The organism is Amycolatopsis sp. NPDC058278 (genome assembly GCF_042881395.1).
Lineage (GTDB): Bacteria > Actinomycetota > Actinomycetes > Mycobacteriales > Pseudonocardiaceae > Amycolatopsis.
In genome coordinates this window covers 1-13,727 of the sequence record NZ_JBHVXZ010000185.1, presented here as the reverse complement: position 1 = coordinate 13,727, position 13,727 = coordinate 1, and the positions used below count along the sequence as shown (strand labels likewise).

At 70.6% G+C, this 13,727-nt stretch carries 14 protein-coding genes; 8 read left to right on the top strand and 6 right to left on the bottom strand.

What is annotated here, in order from left to right; all coding sequences use genetic code 11:
- The first annotated feature begins 3 nt into the window (after nucleotides 1–3).
- From ACFVYA_RS46660 to ACFVYA_RS46650, 3 genes are read left to right on the top strand one after another with little or no spacing between them, the layout of a single operon-like run.
- Nucleotides 4–105: a hypothetical protein gene (locus ACFVYA_RS46660; protein ID WP_387054629.1), complete on the top strand. Its 102-nt coding sequence runs from the start codon at nucleotides 4–6 to the stop codon at nucleotides 103–105.
- Nucleotides 102–1,490: a family 2B encapsulin nanocompartment shell protein gene (locus tag ACFVYA_RS46655; protein ID WP_387054627.1), complete on the top strand. Its 1,389-nt coding sequence runs from the start codon at nucleotides 102–104 to the stop codon at nucleotides 1,488–1,490. The genes ACFVYA_RS46660 and ACFVYA_RS46655 overlap by 4 nt, the downstream gene beginning before the upstream one ends.
- Nucleotides 1,490–2,509 carry a family 2 encapsulin nanocompartment cargo protein polyprenyl transferase gene (locus ACFVYA_RS46650; RefSeq protein WP_387054625.1) on the top strand — a complete coding sequence of 340 codons (1,020 nt, stop codon included), beginning with the start codon at nucleotides 1,490–1,492 and terminating at the stop codon, nucleotides 2,507–2,509. Before ACFVYA_RS46655 ends, ACFVYA_RS46650 begins: the two co-directional genes overlap by 1 nt.
- Nucleotides 2,510–2,661: 152 nt before the next feature.
- Here ACFVYA_RS46650 and ACFVYA_RS46645 read toward each other — a convergent pair whose 3' ends face one another.
- On the bottom strand, nucleotides 2,662–3,798 hold the full coding sequence (locus ACFVYA_RS46645) for a CapA family protein (protein ID WP_387054623.1): 1,137 nt from the start codon (nucleotides 3,796–3,798) through the stop codon (nucleotides 2,662–2,664).
- A gap of 369 nt (nucleotides 3,799–4,167) precedes the next feature.
- Between ACFVYA_RS46645 and ACFVYA_RS46640 the strand changes: the two genes are divergently transcribed.
- The 5 genes from ACFVYA_RS46640 to ACFVYA_RS46620 all read left to right on the top strand — a co-directional run bounded on the left by ACFVYA_RS46640 (nucleotide 4,168) and on the right by ACFVYA_RS46620 (nucleotide 9,581).
- A complete protein-coding gene (locus ACFVYA_RS46640; protein ID WP_387054621.1) occupies nucleotides 4,168–5,142 on the top strand; it encodes a substrate-binding domain-containing protein in 975 nt (324 codons plus the stop codon).
- A gap of 63 nt (nucleotides 5,143–5,205) precedes the next feature.
- Nucleotides 5,206–6,744, top strand: a complete 1,539-nt coding sequence (locus ACFVYA_RS46635) for a sugar ABC transporter ATP-binding protein (protein WP_387054619.1) — start codon at nucleotides 5,206–5,208, stop codon at nucleotides 6,742–6,744.
- Nucleotides 6,741–7,766 carry an ABC transporter permease gene (locus tag ACFVYA_RS46630; RefSeq protein WP_285988844.1) on the top strand — a complete coding sequence of 342 codons (1,026 nt, stop codon included), beginning with the start codon at nucleotides 6,741–6,743 and terminating at the stop codon, nucleotides 7,764–7,766. The genes ACFVYA_RS46635 and ACFVYA_RS46630 overlap by 4 nt, the downstream gene beginning before the upstream one ends.
- 2 nt (nucleotides 7,767–7,768) lie before the next feature.
- Nucleotides 7,769–8,437 (top strand): FadR/GntR family transcriptional regulator, encoded by a 669-nt coding sequence (locus ACFVYA_RS46625; protein ID WP_387054616.1) that lies wholly within the window; start codon nucleotides 7,769–7,771, stop codon nucleotides 8,435–8,437.
- A gap of 67 nt (nucleotides 8,438–8,504) precedes the next feature.
- Nucleotides 8,505–9,581 carry a glycoside hydrolase family 88 protein gene (locus ACFVYA_RS46620; protein ID WP_387054614.1) on the top strand — a complete coding sequence of 359 codons (1,077 nt, stop codon included), beginning with the start codon at nucleotides 8,505–8,507 and terminating at the stop codon, nucleotides 9,579–9,581.
- A 3-nt stretch (nucleotides 9,582–9,584) separates the two neighbouring features.
- Here the strand turns inward: ACFVYA_RS46620 and ACFVYA_RS46615 are convergent, their stop codons facing one another.
- From ACFVYA_RS46615 to ACFVYA_RS46595, 5 genes are read right to left on the bottom strand one after another with little or no spacing between them, the layout of a single operon-like run.
- Nucleotides 9,585–10,892: a DNA polymerase IV gene (locus ACFVYA_RS46615; RefSeq protein WP_387054612.1), complete on the bottom strand. Its 1,308-nt coding sequence runs from the start codon at nucleotides 10,890–10,892 to the stop codon at nucleotides 9,585–9,587.
- Nucleotide 10,893: 1 nt separating this feature from the next.
- Nucleotides 10,894–11,205 carry a transcriptional regulator gene (locus tag ACFVYA_RS46610; RefSeq protein ID WP_285988840.1) on the bottom strand — a complete coding sequence of 104 codons (312 nt, stop codon included), beginning with the start codon at nucleotides 11,203–11,205 and terminating at the stop codon, nucleotides 10,894–10,896.
- The gene (locus tag ACFVYA_RS46605; RefSeq protein ID WP_387054609.1) at nucleotides 11,202–11,825 is read right to left on the bottom strand and encodes a hypothetical protein; all 624 of its coding nucleotides are present in this window, start codon (nucleotides 11,823–11,825) and stop codon (nucleotides 11,202–11,204) included. The genes ACFVYA_RS46610 and ACFVYA_RS46605 overlap by 4 nt, the downstream gene beginning before the upstream one ends.
- A gap of 57 nt (nucleotides 11,826–11,882) precedes the next feature.
- Complete coding sequence (locus tag ACFVYA_RS46600; protein WP_387054607.1) at nucleotides 11,883–12,614, bottom strand: ABC transporter permease; 732 nt, start codon at nucleotides 12,612–12,614, stop codon at nucleotides 11,883–11,885.
- Complete coding sequence (locus tag ACFVYA_RS46595; RefSeq protein ID WP_387054605.1) at nucleotides 12,611–13,510, bottom strand: ABC transporter ATP-binding protein; 900 nt, start codon at nucleotides 13,508–13,510, stop codon at nucleotides 12,611–12,613. The genes ACFVYA_RS46600 and ACFVYA_RS46595 overlap by 4 nt, the downstream gene beginning before the upstream one ends.
- Nucleotides 13,511–13,727 lie beyond the last annotated feature (217 nt).

The window sequence follows — 13,727 nt, the reverse complement described above, 5'->3', positions numbered from 1 at the left end:
GCCATCATCTCCTACCTCGTCTCCGCCTACTACTCCGCCGCCGTCCTCGTCCCCGACGCCCTCGCCGTCCTCGAAAGCGCCGAAATCGGCCGGGAAACGTCGTGACCGTCACCGAAGAAACGGCGTCGGTGCAGCTGTCGCTGAGCGTTCGCGCGGCACGGACACTGACCACCACCACCAAAACGCTGCCGCAGATGCGCGGCATCACCACCCGCTGGCTGCTGTCCCAGCTCCCCTGGGTCGAAGTCCCCGCCGGCTCCTACCGCGTCAACCGGCGCCTCACCTACACCCTCGGCGACGGCAAGCTCTCCTTCTACAACACCGGCGCCCGCGTCCACGTCGTCCCCGCCGAACTCACGGAACTCGCCGTGCTGCGCGGCTTCGGCGACGAAACAGCCCTGGGTGCGTTGGCGGATGCCTTCGAGCAACGCGAGTACGAACCCGGCGACACGCTCTTCACCGCCGGCTCGCCACGGGACGCGCTCGTCCTCCTCGCCCACGGCAAAGTCACCCGCCACGGCACCGGCCCCTACGGCGACGACCTCCTCCTCGGCGCCGCCACCGACGGCGACCACTTCGGCGAAGAACTCCTCGCCCCCGACCCCGGCACCTGGACCTTCACCGCCCGCGCCGCCACCCGCGTCACCGCCCTCGTCCTGCCCGCCGCGGTTTACGCGCGTCTCAACGGCCGGTCCGAGGCCCTCCGCACCCATGTCGCGGAAGCGCTGTCACGGCCACGGAAACCCCAGAACGCCAAGGGGGAAGCCGCGATCGACCTGGCTGCCGGTCACGACGGTGAACCGCTGTTGCCCGGCACCTACGTCGACTACGACCCCGCACCCCGCGAATACGATCTGGCCGTGGCCCAGACCGTCCTGCGGGTCCACAACCGCGTCGCCGACCTCTACAACCAACCGATGAACCAGCTCGAACAACAGCTGCGCCTGACCGTGGAAGCGTTGCGGGAACGGCAGGAACACGAACTGGTCAACAACACCGACTTCGGGTTGCTGCACAACACCGACCTCAAACAGCGCATCACCACGCGCACCGGCCCGCCCACCCCGCTCGACCTCGACGACCTGCTCAGCCGGCGCCGCAAAACCCGCTTCTTCCTCGCCCACCCCCAGGCGATCGCCGCCTTCGGCCGCGAATGCACCAGCCGCCGCATCTACCCCGAGACCACCGTCCTCGACGGCAAGCCCGTCACCGCCTGGCGCGGCGTCCCGATCCTGCCCTGCGACAAGATCCCGATCAGCCCCTCCGGCACCACCTCGATCCTCGCCATGCGCACCGGCGAAGACGACGCCGGCGTCATCGCCCTCCGCCCGAAATCGCTGCCCGACGAGTACCAACCCGGACTGAACGTCCGCAACATGAACACCAACGACCAAGCCATCACCTCCTACCTCGTCAGCGCCTACCACTCCGCCGCCGTCCTCGTCCCCGACGCCCTCGGCGCTCTCGACGACGTCCAGGTCGGTCGCTGATGACCACCATGAACACGCGCACCGCGGCCCGTCCGCTCGCCGACGTCCTCGCGTGGAGCAAGGGGCTCGTCGACCCGGCGTTGCGGGCGGCCGCCGAACGCCTGCCGGAGGCGATGCGGCGGATCGCCGCCTACCACTTCGGCTGGCAGGACGCCCACGGGCGGCCGGCGGCCACCGACGGCGGCAAGGCGCTGCGGCCGGCGTTGGCGTTGCTGTGCGCCGAAGCCGCGGGCGGGGAAGCGGCCGACGCCGTGCCGGCCGCCGTCGCGGTCGAGCTGGTGCACAACTTCTCGCTGCTGCACGACGACGTCATGGACGGCGACACCACCCGGCGGCACCGCGCGACGGCGTGGACGGTGTTCGGCACCGGGCCGGCCGTGCTGGCCGGGGACGCGTTGCTGAGCCTGGCGTTCGAGGTACTGGCGCCGAGCGGGGCGGCGAACGCGAAGGTGCTGTCGGCGGCGACGCTGGCCCTGCTCGAAGGGCAGGCCGCGGACCTGGACTTCGAGCAACGCGACGACGTCACCCCCGGCGAGTGCGTCCGGATGGCGGAGGGCAAGACGGCGGCCCTGCTGGGCGCGGCCTGCACGCTCGGGGCGGCCTCCGGACCGGCAGGCGCGGACCGCTTCGGCGCGTTCGGCCGGGCGGTGGGCCTGGCGTTCCAGCACGTCGACGACCTGCTCGGCATCTGGGGCGATCCGGCCGTCACCGGCAAGCCGGTGTATTCGGACCTCCAGAACCGCAAGAAGTCACTGCCGGTGGTGACGGCCCTGTCTTCGGGCACGCCCGCCGGCGCCGACCTCGCCACGCTCTACGCCCGGCGCGACCCCCTGGACGAGATCGCGCTGGCCCGCGCGGCTTCCCTCGTCGAGGCCGCGGGCGGACGCCAGTGGAGCCAGGCCCAGGCGGAGGCGTTGCTGGCCAAGGCCCTGCGCGACCTCGCCGCAACCGGCCCGCCTTCCCGCGCCACCGCCGAACTCGCCTCCCTGGCCCGCCTCATCACCACCCGAACCCACTGAACCCCGTGATGGAAGCGCCAGCTCGCGTGATCAGAACGCCAACTCACGTGATTGGAGGGTCGACACACCGCGGGTCGGCCGGTGCGGCCGTGTCGACCCTTCAATCACGCGTGTCGGCTTCTCCGTCACGCGTGTCGACCTGCTGATCACGGTTACTTGCCGGGGCGGGTGAGGCCGGACTTGGCGGCGCCGAGGCTCAGGATGTTCTTGTCCGTGTCCTGGAGGGCCTTGGTGACCTGGGGAGACGGCGGTGATGTCGACAAGTCGATCAGGCGGATCGGGGCTTCCAGCCGGATCAGGGTCGGGATGTACTCGGCCTTGTCGACCTTCCAGCGGTCGCCGTCGCGGACGAAGCGGAAGCGGGCCGCCGCACCTTCCTCCGTGTCGCCCTTCGGTTCGGAGTGGCGGGCGACGCTGTTGCCGAGCCCGTAGGCCACCCACTTGTCGCCGATCTTCTCGAACGGCTGGACCACGTGGGCGTGGTGGCCGACGATCAGGTCGATGTCGTCCGACGCCAGGATCTTCTTCGCCTGCGACCGCTGTTCGGCCGTCGGCTCGTGCTGGTACTCGACGCCCCAGTGCAGGCTCGCGATCACGACCTGCGCCCCGGCCTGCTTCGCCTTGCGCGCGGCGGCGAGGACGTCGTCGACGTCGATCTGGTTGGCCAGCCACGGTTTCCCGGCAGGCACCTTGATGCCGTTGAAGCCGAACGCGTACGACACCTGGGCGACCTTGACGCCGTGGACGTCGAGGATCAGCGGCTTCGCGGCCTCGCCCGCCGACCGCGCCGAGCCGGTGTGCTTGACGCCGATGCCGTCGAGCTTGTCGAGGGTCCGGGTGACGCCCTCGGCGCCCTGGTCGATCGTGTGGTTGGACGACGTCGAGCAGGTGTCGTAGCCGGTGTCCTTGATCGCGTCGGCGATCTCCGGCGGTGCGCTGAACGACGGGTAGCCGCTGTACGGGCCGCCCTCCGGCGCCAGCGGCGTCTCGAGGTGGCAGATGCCGAGGTCGGCGCCGGAGATCAGCGGCTTGATCCCGGCCAGCAGCGGCCGGTAGTCGATCTTCCCGCCGCCGTCGGCCTCGGCCTGCTCGGTCAGCGCCGGGTGGATCAGGACGTCCCCCGTGGCGACGACGCTGAACGACCCCTCGGGAGCGGCGGCTCCCGCGGAAGAAGAAGCGGCCGCCTCGGGAAAGGGCGTCGGCGCCGGCCCCTGCTGCTGCGGCGGACTGCTGCACGCGGCCGCCAGGACGGCGACCCCGGCGAGCGCGGCGACGCGGTGCTTCGTCATCGGTCCCCCTAACGTGGTCCGGCCATCCTGCCAGCCAGGCGAATCCGGCAGAGACGGCGTCCCCGGGGTCGCGTGAAACTTCCACCACAGTCGACAACACCGATCAGAACATCGCCACTAGACAAAACCGGACAACGTGCAGCCCAGGGCGGAAAAAATACGATAAATCACCCTCACTGCGGTGATCAAGAAACTACGCAGAGTAGGTCTCGCTCCGCTAACTCCGCCTTGACGCTCCTCGAAGGGGTGTTTTGTAATACGAGTCACTTCGCGAACTCGACCCGACCCACCCGACCTCGGCCCCCATGGGAGCTCTCGATGTCCACATACCCGCACAGGTTTCGCACCTGGAGCGTTGTTGGTTGTTGTTTGATTTCTGGCGCTCTGCTGGCCTCCTGCTCTTCGGGCAAAGACACCGCGGCACCGCAGCAGCAGGCGCCCACCAACGGCAAGGTCACCCTGTACTACCTGCAGAAACAGGGCGACCAGCAGTACTTCGTCGAGCAGGCGCAGGGCGCGCAGGAGAAGGCGAAGGAGCTCGGCGTCGAGCTCAAGGTCGTCAACCTCGGCCAGGACGCCAACAAGGCGATCACCGAACTGGACGCCGCGGTCGCCCAAGGCGCCAACGGTGTCGCCATCGTCGTGCCGGACCAGGCGATCGGCCCGCAGGTGATCGACAAGGCCAAGAGCGCGGGCATCCCGCTGATCGCCTCCGACGACGTCATCAAGGACGGCACCGGCGCGAAGGCCCCGTTCGTCGGCTTCAACGGCAGCCAGATGGGCGACTCGGTCGGCACCGAGGCCGGGAAGCTGTTCAAGGCCGCGAACTGGACCGCCGCCGACACGAAGATCATCAGCGCGTTCAAGCAGGACCTGACCGTCTGCACCGACCGCGTCAACGCCGCGAAGTCGGCGTTCGCCAAGGCCGCGGGCGCGGACGTCCAGGTCATCGAGGTCGGCACCGACAACTCCCCCGTCGACGCGCAGAACCGGTCCGGTGCCGTGATCGGCTCCAACCCGGGCGTCAAGCACTGGGTCGTCTGGGGCTGCAACGACGAGAACGAGACCGGGGTCGTGACCGCGCTGGCCAACTCCGGCGTGGCGGCGAACAACATCATCGGTGTCGGTCTCGGCGCGTACCTCACCTGCAAGGACTGGGCCGCGAACAAGGACACCGGCAACAAGGCCGCGCTCTACATCTCCGGCGCCGAGGTCGGCCGCTCGGCGATCCAGGTGCTGGTCGACAAGGTGAAGAACGGCAAGGAGCTGCCCGCGGAGACGATCGCCAAGACCACGATCGTCAACAAGGACAACTACAAGCAGGCCGGCGTCAACTGCACCTGACCGCTGTCCGCGGGCGGTGCCGGCCGCACCGCCCGCGGGCCTCCTCCGCCGAAGGGCCCGCACATGTCCGCCTCTCCTCCCGCGCTCGCCGTCGAGGGCATCGGCAAGCGCTTCTCCGGTGTCACCGCCCTCGACGACGTCTCGCTGGAGTTCCGCTCCGGCGAAGTCCTGGCCCTGATGGGCGAGAACGGCGCCGGCAAGTCGACGCTCCTGCGCGTGCTGTCCGGTGACCAGGGCCCGGACGAGGGCCGGCTGCTCCTGGACGGCACCGAGGTCGCGTTCGACACCCCGCGCGCGGCGATGGCCGCCGGGGTGCGCGTGATCTACCAGGAACCCGAGATCATCCCGCACGTTTCCGTGGCGGAGAACGTCTTCGTCGGCGAACTGCCCGCGACGGCCCGGGTGTTCAGCCGCCGCACGCTGCTGAAGGCGACGCAGGACGCGCTCGCCGAGTACGGCTTCGAAGGCGTGCTCAACCCGATGACGCTCGGCGTCGCGCTGTCGGCCGCCCAGCGGCAGATCGTCGAGATCCTGCGCGTGCTCACCGCGGCCACGCCACCGCGGGTGATCGCGTTCGACGAGCCGACGTCGTCGCTGTCCGAGCACGAAGTCGAGGCGCTGTTCCGGCTGATCGGGCGGCTGCGCGACAGCGGCGTCGCGGTCGTCTACGTCTCGCACCGGATGAAGGAGATCTTCCAGCTCGCCGACCGCGTCGCCGTGCTGCGCGACGGGAAGCTCGTCGGCGTCCAGCAGGCCGCGGACACCGACGAGGCCGGCCTGGTCCGGATGATGATCGGCCGTGATCTGTCGGCACTGGAACGCCGTGTCACCCAGGACACCGGTGACGTGGTCCTGAAACTGGCCGACGTCACGACCGACGACGTCACCGGCATCTCGTTGCAGGTCCGCGCGGGCGAGGTGGTCTGCCTGGCCGGGCTGGTCGGCGCGGGACGCTCCGAGCTGGCCCGGGCGATCGTCGGCGACCTGCCGATCCGGTCCGGGACCGTGGAGCTCGACGGCAAACGGCTGCGCGCGCACAACCCGGGTGACGCCGTGAAAGCGGGCATCGGCTTCGCGCCCGAAGAGCGCAAGACGGACGCGTTGCTCATGCAGCGGTCCGTACGGGACAACGTCTCCATCGCCGTCCTGGACCGGCTTCGCCGCTTCCGGGTCGTGAAGCGGGCGAAGGAACGCGCGCTCGTCGAGGAGTACGTACGCGAGCTTCGCGTGCGGACGCCGTCGATGGAGCAGGAAGTCCGCAAGCTGTCCGGCGGCAACCAGCAGAAGGCCGTCCTCGCGCGGTGGCTCGCGCGGCGGCCGAAGCTGCTGATCCTCGACGAGCCGACGCGCGGGGTCGACGTCGGCGCGAAGGCCGAGATCTACCGGATCATCGACGGTCTCGCCGCCGAAGGCATCGCGTTGCTGGTCATCTCCTCCGACCTGCCCGAGGTGCTGACGCTGGCCGACCGCATCCTCGTGATGCGGGCCGGGCGCCTGGCGGGCGAGATCAGCCGCGAAGACGCGACCGAGGAAGCCGTGCTGACCCTCGCCATCCCCGAAACCGAACCAGCCGTGGACGAAGCCCAGGAGATCGGCGCATGAGTACCCCCACCAAGGAAACGTCGGCCCCCGCCGCGCCGCCCCAGCCGTCGGCCGCGCGCCGCGTGCTCACCGGCATCGGCGTGCAGAACTCGAGCCTGATCATCACGCTGATCGCGCTGGTGATCCTGCTGAGCGTGCTGAACGAGAACTTCTTCCGCACCAACAACCTGCTGCTGATCGGCAGCGCGATCACCATCATGGGGCTGCTGGCCCTGGTGCAGACGCTGGTGATCATCCTGGGCGCGCTGGACATCTCGGTCGGCTCGATGGCCGGGCTGGCCTCGGTCATCTCGGCGATGGTGTTCACCTCGACCGGCAACGCCGAGGTCGGCATCCTGGCCGCGGTCGGCGTCGGCATCCTCTGCGGCCTGGTCAACGGCATGATCATCATCTTCGGCCGGGTCAACCCGGTGGTCGCGACGCTGGCCATGCTCGCCACCTACAAGGGCATCGCGCAGGTGATCTCCAACGGCAAGGCGCAGGGCTACACCGGTGGCGACGACCTGTTCATCTTCCTGGCCAAGGGCGCGATCGCGGGCCTGCCGTCACTGGTGTGGGTGTTCCTGATCGTCGCGGCGCTGCTGCACTTCCTGCTCAAGTACACCGACATCGGCCGCAACGTCTACGCCATCGGCGGCAACGACACCGCCGCGCGGCTGGCCGGCATCAACATCAACCGGTACATCATCGGCGTGTACGCGCTGGTCGGCGTGGTCGCGGCGATCGCGGGCGTGCTGATCACCGCCCGCACCGGGTCCGGCCAGCCGACGTCCGGGTCCGAGGGCCTGGAACTGCAGGCCGTCACCGGCGCCGCGCTCGGCGGCACGATGCTCAAGGGCGGGCGCGGGTCGATCATTTCGACCGTGCTCGCGGTGGTCATCCTGGGCGTGCTCGACAACGGCATGTCCGGGCTGGGCATCAACCCGTTCTGGCAGAACGTCGCCCACGGCGCCCTGCTGGTGATCGCGGTCGTGCTGCAGCAGCTGCGCAGCGGGGAGCGGCGCGTCGGCCTGCCCGAGTAGCGGTGGGCCCCCCGCGGAACCTCCACGCCCGCATCGTCGGCGAACTGGGCCGGCTCATCGTCGAAGGCGTCCTCGGGGACGGGCAGCCGCTCGTCCCCGAGGAGCTCGGCCGCCGGTTCTCGGCGTCCCGGACGGTGGTGCGCGAGGCGTTGCGCGTGCTCGAGTCCAAGGGCATGGTCACCGCACGCCCGCGGGTCGGGACCTGGACGCTGCCGCCCGAGGCGTGGGACGCGATCGACCCGGACGTCATCGCCTGGCGCGTCGGCGCTCCCGGTGGCCGCGAGCACCTGCGCGAGCTGCTGGAGCTGCGGCTGGCCATCGAACCGCAGGCGGCGCGGATCGCCGCGCAGCACCGGCGTCCCGACGAGCTTTCGGCGATGGCGACGGCCTACGCGCAGATGGCCGACGCGGTCGAGCGCGACGACGGCGACGGGTTCCGGGACGCCGATTCGCGGTTCCACGCGGCACTGATCCGGGCGTCGGGCAACACGCTGATCGCGCAGCTGCAGGTGCCCGTGGTCGCCGCGCTGAAGGCGAACGGCGAGCCGATGGAGCTGGTGGCGCATTCCCGGGTGCTGACGCTGGTGCTGGCGAAGAACGCCGAGGGCGCCGAGTCGGCGGCCCGCCGGTTGCTGGAAACCGTTGCGGCGTACCGCTCATCGGCACCTTGACACGTCCACCGGGAGGCGCTTCACTCGCTGCGGACGACCGCCGCCATGAGTGGAGGAGGACGCTTTCATGCGTTTCCCGGGAATTCGCGGTTTCGGCGTGCTCGCGGCCACGGCGGTGGCGGGCAGTCTCTTCACGGCCCCGGTGGCGACCGCCGCGACCTGCACGATTTCCGACGAAATGGTGGCCGCGGGCAACTACTGGGTCGCCAACGGGACGAACCTCGACTCGCCGGACTGGCAGAACGCGACGTTCCACGTCGGCAACCTGGCCCTGGTCCGGACCACCGGCCAGTCCAACCACAAGACCTACCCCTGGGCGCAGGCCAACAAGTACCAGCTGCCCGAGGACCCGAAGCGGCCGTTCTTCCCGGACAACCAGGCGGCCGGTGAGGCGTACCTGGACCTCTACACCTACTTCCACCCGGAGATCCCCCTGGATTCGATTCGCACGCGGATCCGCGACGAGGTGGCGTCCGTGCAGGCCGGGCACCGCGACTACTGGAACTACGTCGACGCGCTGAACATGGCGATGCCGTCGTTCGCGCGGATGAGCCTGATCGACCACGATCCGTCCTATTCGGACGCAATGCACACACTCTTCTCGTACACCGAGCACAAGCTGTTCAACGAGTTCACCGGGTTGTGGTACCGCGACGCGCGGTTCAAGGGCTCCGGGGTGTTCTGGTCGCGCGGCAACGGCTGGGCCCTGGCGGCGTTGACGAAGGTCCTGCAGGTGCTGCCGGCCGGCGACCCGCGGCGGCCGGAATACCTGCGGGTGTTCAAGAAGATGGCTTCCACGCTGGCTTTGGCCCAGCGGCGTGACGGCTTCTGGAACTCCGACCTGCTGAACCCGTGGGACCACGGCGGCCCGGAGTCCAGCGGCACGGCGTTCTTCACGTTCGGCCTCGGCTGGGGCATCACCGCGGGCGTCCTCGACCCGGCCCGCTTCCGCCCGGTGGTCGACAAGGCCTGGACGGCGCTGTCGACGAAGGCGCTGCAGCCGAGCGGCCTGGTGGGCTACGTCCAGCCGGTGGGCGACCGCCCGGCCACGGCGAAGCCCACGGACACCGCGGCCTACGGCGTCGGCGCGTTCCTCCTGGCGGGCCAGGAAGTCGCGAAGCTGCAGGGCTGCTCGGCGGAGTAGGCCCTACGCCAGGCAGTCGCCGGGTTCACCGCGGGTCAGGGCCGGGTCCGACTGGGGGAACGTTCGCGCGATGCCGGGTCCCGATGACCGGTGCTCGAAGCGGACCGTCACCCGGCCGTGGCCCGCGCCCTGGACCCAGCCCGTGCCGAACTCCTCGTGGACCACGTCGTCGCCCTGGCGCCACTCCGACGGCGATGCTGCCACCGGCGCCGGCGCGGTGGACACCACCGTCGAAGGCACCGAAGGCGCGGCCAGGGTGAACAGCGCGTCCTGGTGGGGCACCGAAAGGCCGCTGTAGGCGACGCCCGCCAGCCGGATGCCGCCGAACTCCGCCGGGTCGATCAGCAGCCGCTCCGCGGTGGCCGCCAGCTCGGCCAGGTCGTCCGTGGGCGCGGAGATCGTCTCCGAACGGGTCACCGTGTGCATGTCCGTGTGCCGCAGCTTGATCACCACCGTCCGCGCCACCCGGCCGGCCTTCAGCAGCCGCCGGTGCGCGCCCACCGCGATCCGGCGGACCTCCGCCCGCAACGTCGGCAAGTCCTTGATGTCGGTGTCGAACGTCGTCTCGGCGCTGACCTGCTTGGTCTCGGCGCGGCCGGCCACCGGGCGGTCGTCGGCGCCGGTGGCGAGCCGCCGCAGGTCGCGGCCGACCACGCCGCCGAGCGTGGCCACGGCGTCCTGTTCGGACAGTGCCGCCAGCTGCCCGAGCGTCTGGACGCCGATGAACCGCAGCTTGCCCTCGGCGACCGGGCCGATGCCCCACAGCGCGCGCACCGGCAGCGGGGCGAGGAACTCGCGTTCCGTGCCCTGCGGCACCACCAGCAGCCCGTCCGGTTTGGCCTCGTCGGAGGCGATCTTCGCGATCTGCTTGCCGTTGCCCGCGCCGATCGACGCCACCAGGCCGGTTTCCGACCGGATCCGGGCCCGCAGCGCGGCGCAGAAGGCCGTGACCTCGTCGAAGGAAGCGCCGACCAGCGATGGCGGTTCGGCGAAGGCTTCGTCGAGGGAAATCTTCTCCAGCACCGGCGCGACCTCGGTGACGACGGCGAAGACCTCCTGGCTGAGCCGCTCGTAGACGCGGAACCGCGGTGGCACGATCACGCCGTTCGCCGGCAGCAGCCGCCGCGCCTGCGACATCGGCATCGCCGAGCGGATGCCGAACACCCGCGACTCGTAGCTCGCCCCGGCGACGACCCCGCGGGGCCCGGTGCCGCCGACGAGCACCGGGCGCCCGGCCAGCGTCGGGCGGGTGAGCTGCTCGGCCGACGCGTAGAAGGCGTCCAGGTCGAGGTGGATCACCCAGCGGCCCACGTCAGTCCCCGCCGGTGGCGTCCAGCAGCTGGTGCAGCGCCTTGGTGTAGCTCTCGAACGCCGCGCGCCCGGCCGCGGTCAGCCGCACCAGGGTGACCGGCGTGCGGTGCTCGTAGGCCTTGGTGATCTCGACGTACTCGGCGTCCTCGAGCTTGCGCAGGTGCGTCGAGAGGTTACCGGCCGTCATGTCCAGGAGCTGCTGCAGCCGCGGGAAGGTGATCTGGTCGCCGGCGCGCAGGCCGGCGAGCGCGACCGTGACCCGCAGCCGCGCCTGGGCGTGGATGACCGGGTCGAGCTGCGGCAGTTCGCTCATCGGCCGGTCTTCTCGCGGACGAAGTAGACGATCGCGCCCAGCAGGAAGCCACCGCCCCCGCAGACGGTGAGCACGAGGAAGTTCGCCGGGTAGCCGACCAGCACGCTCAGCGCGGCCGACACGATCATCCACGCGCCGAGGCCGTACATCAGCCTGTCCTGCCACACCATGCCGCCCGCCAGGTACATCACGCCGGTGAACAGCAGCCACGTGCCGGTCCACAGCAGCGACACCTGGTCCGTGGACAGCGCCTGGAAACTCGTGATGCGGATGTCGACGACCATCAGCCCGACCGAGCCGAGCGCCCACCCGTAGCCGTACATCGCCCCGACCGTGCGGGACGGCCCGCGGATCCCGCGGCCGGTGCGGATGCTGGTGTAGGTCGTGTAGGCGACGGCGCCGAGGAACAGCACCGGGACGACGATGCCGCCGCTGACCCAGCCGGGCACCCCCACGCCGGGCAACGTCGTGACGTAGGTGAAGCCCCAGCCGACGATCCAGGCGAGGGCCCAGGCGGCGAGCATCCGCGCCGGGCCCCCGCCCAGTTCCCGGCGGGTCCGCCGGTGCTGCTGGGCGATCAGGTTCAGCGACTCCTCGGCCGACATCGGCTCGTCTTCCACCTGTTTCGCCCTCCTCCCGTGCAGACCCCTCAACGCTGCACGGAAGCTAACACGCAGTCAGAGCCGGGCCGTGTCCAGCCGGAACCGGTGCACCACGACCAGGGCGGGCACGACCAGCCAGCCCGCGAGCACGAGCACCGCCACCCACGTCCCCGACGCGTGGATCAACGGATCGAGGCCCACCCGGCGCAGCCAGTAGGTGGGCACGAAGTGCGCCACCGTCGCCATCCAGCCGGGCAGGATCTCCAGAGGGATCCACAAGCCGCCGAGCATGCCGAGCGGCATCATCAGCGCGCCGGTGACCGCGCCGACCGTGTCGCCCTTCCCGAACAGGCCGATGGCCAGGCCGAGGACGGCGAACGGCAGGGTGGCCGCCCACAGGAAGACCAGCTGCCTGCCCCACTCGGCCATGGTGAGCGGCTCCCCGCGCAGGAAGCCGACGAAGAAGATCGCCAGCAGCACCGGCAGGGCGACAGCCATCGCCGACGCGACCTTGACGACAAGGTAACCGGCGCCCCGCATCGGCGTCAGGCGGAGCTGGCGCTGCCAGCCGTCCGTGCGTTCCTGCGCCACCCGGGTGCCGGTGAACAAGGCACCGCCGCTGGCGCCGTACGCGGCCATGCCGATCATCGTCTGCGTGCTCGAGTGCAGGCCGTTGTCCAGTACGTAATCGCCGAAGATGGCTCCGAAGAGCAGGTACATCGCCACCGGCATGCCGATGGTGAAGATGGTGAACTGCGGGCTGCGGACGATCCGCTTGATCTCCAGGCTCAGGTACGTCGTGTTCACGCCGCGACCTCCTCGGCGGTCAGCGCCAGGAAGGCCTCTTCGAGACCGAGCGCGGTGATTTCGATGTCGGATGCTTCGGGATGCGCCGCGAGCAGGGCGCGGATGGCGGCGTCGGAGTCGGCGCAGGCCAGCTCGGCGCGGCCGCCGCGCAGCTGGACGCCGGTGACGCCCGGCAGGTGCGCCAGTTCGGCCTCGGTGGCGCCCGGGACGGCGGCCTTGAGCACCCGGCCGGACACCGCGGCCCGGACTTCGGCGACCGGGCCGTCGGCGACGACGACGCCGTGGCGCATCAGCACCACGCGGTCGGCGTAGTCCTCGGCCTCGGCGAGGTAGTGGGTCGCGAACAGCACGGTCCGGCCGCCGGCGGCGAACTCGCGGATGGCCGCCCAGAACGCCCGCCTGCCGTCGACGTCCATCGCCGCGGTGGGCTCGTCGAGCACGAGCACCTGCGGGTCGCCGGCCAGGGCGAGCGCGAACCGGACGCGCTGGCGTTCGCCGCCGGACAGCTTGCCGCAGCGGCGTTTGACGAGCTTTTCGAGACCGGCCCGGGCGATCACCTCTTCGGCGGGCAGCGGCTTCTCGTGCGTCGAGACGATCAGGCCGACGATCTCGCCGACCGTGACGTCCGGCAGCAGCGCGCCGTTCTGCATCATCGCGCCGACGAGCCCCCGGTCGACGGCTTCGCGTGGGCTGCCGCCGGCGACGGTGACGTCCCCCGCGTCCGGCTTGGTCAGGCCGAGCAGCATGTCGACGGTGGTCGACTTGCCCGCGCCGTTCGGCCCGAGCAGCGCGACGACCTCGCCGCGCGCGACCTCGACGGACACCCCGCCGACCGCCGTGACCTGCCCGAACCGCTTGGTGAGGCCGTGCAGTGCGAACGCCGGTCCCCCAGTCATGGCGTCCTCCTTTCCTGGACTTTGAATCGCAAAGTTGCTGCGCACTTTGTAACACAAAGTCCACGTACTCTCAAAGCCCCCGGTGCCGGAAAGCAAGAAAAACGGGGTGCCGGGCAGTGTGCCCGGCACCCCCGTTCCCAGGGGTTCCGCACGTGAGCCCGCGAAACGCCCGGCCACCAGGCCCAGCGTCGCCGCGACGTCGGCCATGGCGGCCGTC

Coding starts and splice junctions, on each gene's coding strand:
- ACFVYA_RS46620 (WP_387054614.1), top strand. CDS start 8,505: ATGCGTTTCCCGGGAATTCGCGGTTTCGGCGTGCTCGCGGCCACGGCG.
- ACFVYA_RS46635 (WP_387054619.1), top strand. CDS start 5,206: ATGTCCGCCTCTCCTCCCGCGCTCGCCGTCGAGGGCATCGGCAAGCGC.
- ACFVYA_RS46630 (WP_285988844.1), top strand. CDS start 6,741: ATGAGTACCCCCACCAAGGAAACGTCGGCCCCCGCCGCGCCGCCCCAG.
- ACFVYA_RS46610 (WP_285988840.1), bottom strand. CDS start 11,205: ATGAGCGAACTGCCGCAGCTCGACCCGGTCATCCACGCCCAGGCGCGG.
- ACFVYA_RS46645 (WP_387054623.1), bottom strand. CDS start 3,798: ATGACGAAGCACCGCGTCGCCGCGCTCGCCGGGGTCGCCGTCCTGGCG.
- ACFVYA_RS46595 (WP_387054605.1), bottom strand. CDS start 13,510: ATGACTGGGGGACCGGCGTTCGCACTGCACGGCCTCACCAAGCGGTTC.
- ACFVYA_RS46650 (WP_387054625.1), top strand. CDS start 1,490: ATGACCACCATGAACACGCGCACCGCGGCCCGTCCGCTCGCCGACGTC.